The organism is Candidatus Cloacimonadota bacterium (assembly GCA_034661015.1).
Lineage (GTDB): Bacteria > Cloacimonadota > Cloacimonadia > JGIOTU-2 > JGIOTU-2 > JAYEKN01.
The window spans coordinates 1-2,542 of sequence record JAYEKN010000192.1; the positions used below are offsets into that span (position 1 = coordinate 1).

Here is a 2,542-nt window from a genome sequence, read left to right on the forward strand (position 1 = left end):
CTGATTAAAAGGTTTCGATAATATCGAATAACTGTCTGAGCTATATCAGTTTCAATTCCATTCTGGTCTGATTAAAAGTTTTCCCTCCTTATTTTATCTTAGACCGTGCCCCTTCGTTTCAATTCCATTCTGGTCTGATTAAAAGAAAAGGAAAATCGGTATCAGTTAGCAGCTGATATCGGTTTCAATTCCATTCTGGTCTGATTAAAAGCAGACTCGGCAGATTTCCCCACAAGTGCCCTGTGGTTTCAATTCCATTCTGGTCTGATTAAAAGTAAAAAATCGGAGATTGTTGAATGGATGGGGCCAGAAGTTTCAATTCCATTCTGGTCTGATTAAAAGCAGTTTTTAAAGCAAGAACGGCTTTTGCCTTTAGACTGTTTCAATTCCATTCTGGTCTGATTAAAAGGTTTCACTGTGCATGTGCCAGGCTCCCGGATCTGCCGGTTTCAATTCCATTCTGGTCTGATTAAAAGATCACTCTTGCTGCAACGGCGGTCGGAGGGATTTATGTTTCAATTCCATTCTGGTCTGATTAAAAGCTTCTCCGTCCACCTTGCCATTACTTTTCGTGTTTGTTTCAATTCCATTCTGGTCTGATTAAAAGAGGGCGGTAACACGTGTTCAGTTGATTTTGCTTTGTTTCAATTCCATTCTGGTCTGATTAAAAGGCTGGCAGGTACAATGATTAATGCTGGTCTTAATTCGTTTCAATTCCATTCTGGTCTGATTAAAAGGTTTTTTGTATTTGCCTGGCTGAACAATTCTATTGCCGTTTCAATTCCATTCTGGTCTGATTAAAAGAAGTTAATAATGAATCTAAAATGTTTAATGTAAGTAGTTTCAATTCCATTCTGGTCTGATTAAAAGCCAGCCTGTTCATTACACTTCCAGCAGCCTTACCAACTGTTTCAATTCCATTCTGGTCTGATTAAAAGTTCGAGCTATTAGGCCGTCCACAGGCATCAGTATATCTGTTTCAATTCCATTCTGGTCTGATTAAAAGAGACTAACTGGTTCAGGCCCCGCATCCTGGTGGCATAAGTTTCAATTCCATTCTGGTCTGATTAAAAGGCGTTCAAGTTTTTGACGGAAATAATCTAATTCCATGTTTCAATTCCATTCTGGTCTGATTAAAAGCCGTCCAATAAATAATATAAAATTAATCAGTTATACTGATTAATCGGTCTGATTTTTCCGTCAACCTCCAATGATGTAAAATCATAGGGAGATTGACGGTTTTTTACAAATCGCCAAAGAGCAGATGTTTATAAAAAATTATCAGTGTTATCTTTTTCAAAGCCACATATGTCTTTATCCATCCATTTAATATCACGGCTTTTGAAGAATATAACTGAATCAATCGTATTATCAATAAGATCCTTAACTTTTAATTTCATTTTTTCAAATTTTGCTTTGGTAAGTTCTCCTTCAAAGACTGAATTTTGAATTCGGATAAGATATTTTTTCATTAATTTAAAAATCTGCCTTAACCTCTTCCGGCCGGCCTTTGTTTCTGTATTTATGTCGTACATTGCGATTACATACATGATTACCACCACATTTTAAAGCCGGTATATTTTTCTTCACCAATAATATGTTTAACGATTTTATAGCACTCAAGCCGGATAAGTCTTTTATAAGAAACATAGCGATTAAGATTTTTATGTTTAACAGTTGTTTTCAGTCTTTCATCATATTTTCTTAAAAATTTCATCCTGCCTTTATCTTTCAAATAGCAGTAGTTAAGATCTTTTTCAGTATCTTTTTCAGTTAACTCATTTTTATTGATCATGGTGAAAATCATTCTGTCAAGGATGATGGGTTTGAAAATTTCCGATATATCAAGTGCAAGGGAATAACGCCTGTATCCAGGCTCATGGAGAAAACTGACAGTAGGATCAAGCTGGGTTCTGTAAATTTCAGACAGAATCGATGTGTAAACAAGAGAATTGCCAAAAGAAATCAGTGAATTGATAAAATTATCAGGAGGTCTTTTTACACGTTTTTCAAATTCGATTTTATTTTGAACAATTTCGTTAAAGGCAGAATAATACAAATCCCTGATATTTCCTTCGATGCCCATTAAATATGAAATTGAATCTGCTGCTTTTAATGATTTTTTCAATTCTTTTACCTGCAGAATCTTTTCACCGACATCTCTTCCTCTGTTATTGTAATAAGTCAAGTTTGTAAGAATGTTTGAAGCCGCTGCATTCAAGAACTCATAGGCGAGAATCATTCTTTTTTCTTTATCAAGATAATGCTTTGCCTGACTGATTGTGACATGCCCGGAAAGGTACTGTTCTCTTGGGAAAAAGGAACCGGAATAAAATCCATAATAATTAAATATGTGAACAGGAATTTTTTGCTGCCCCAAGAAATTCAGCAACTTTGTATTAAGGGTATGTTCACCGAAAAGGAAAATATCAGCAACAGCTTCAACAGGACGGAATTTTTTTGTTCCGTCGATGTCAAACATCAGGGTGTTATCTTTCCTTTTAATCGTACAATTTGAAAAAAGATATAAAGATTGTTTCAT

Annotated in this window: 2 protein-coding genes and 1 CRISPR repeat array; both genes read right to left on the bottom strand. The window is 35.2% G+C overall.

Going from position 1 to position 2,542, the window contains the following annotated elements:
* The first annotated feature begins 48 nt into the window (after positions 1-48).
* Positions 49-1,140: a CRISPR direct-repeat array (repeat unit 30 nt; unit sequence GTTTCAATTCCATTCTGGTCTGATTAAAAG).
* A gap of 128 nt (positions 1,141-1,268) precedes the next feature.
* Positions 1,269-1,550, bottom strand: coding sequence for a CRISPR-associated endonuclease Cas2 (gene cas2, locus U9P79_07260; GenBank protein ID MEA2104420.1), 282 nt, complete (start codon positions 1,548-1,550; stop codon positions 1,269-1,271).
* Between the two features lie 2 nt (positions 1,551-1,552).
* Positions 1,553-2,542, bottom strand: a 990-nt coding sequence (gene cas1b / locus U9P79_07265; GenBank protein MEA2104421.1) for a type I-B CRISPR-associated endonuclease Cas1b, incomplete at its 5' end; no start/stop codon positions are given.

Bases quoted from the DNA above. Each gene is read 5' to 3' on its own strand.
- cas2 (MEA2104420.1), bottom strand. From the start codon at position 1,550: ATGTATGTAATCGCAATGTACGACATAAATACAGAAACAAAGGCCGGC.